Genomic DNA, 287 nt, shown 5'->3' on the forward strand with positions numbered 1-287 from the left:
TCGAGCTAACTGTGGCCGTGGAGCTATCGGCCCAGTGCACCGACGCCGCCGTGAACAAAGTGACGCCGCATCTGTTCGAGGCCTTCCCCACCCCGGCCGACCTGGCCGCCGCCTCCCCCGTGGCCGTCTCGGAGATCATCCACTCCCTGGGCTTCTTCCGCTCCAAGGCGAAGAACCTGGTGGCTCTGGCCCAAACCGTGGTGGCCGTGTTCGGCGGCGACGTGCCCGCCGACGTCGACCTGCTGCAGAAACTGCCCGGCGTGGGCCGCAAGACGGCGAACTGCGTC

1 protein-coding gene is annotated in these 287 nt (G+C 68.6%); it reads left to right on the forward strand.

What is annotated here, in order from left to right; genetic code table 11:
- A partial coding sequence (locus PZH32_RS13940; protein ID WP_428994071.1) for an endonuclease III domain-containing protein occupies positions 1-287 on the forward strand: 287 nt, incomplete at both ends.

Source organism: Adlercreutzia equolifaciens (genome assembly GCF_029076695.1).
In the GTDB taxonomy this organism is placed as follows: Bacteria; Actinomycetota; Coriobacteriia; order Coriobacteriales; family Eggerthellaceae; genus Adlercreutzia; species Adlercreutzia equolifaciens_A.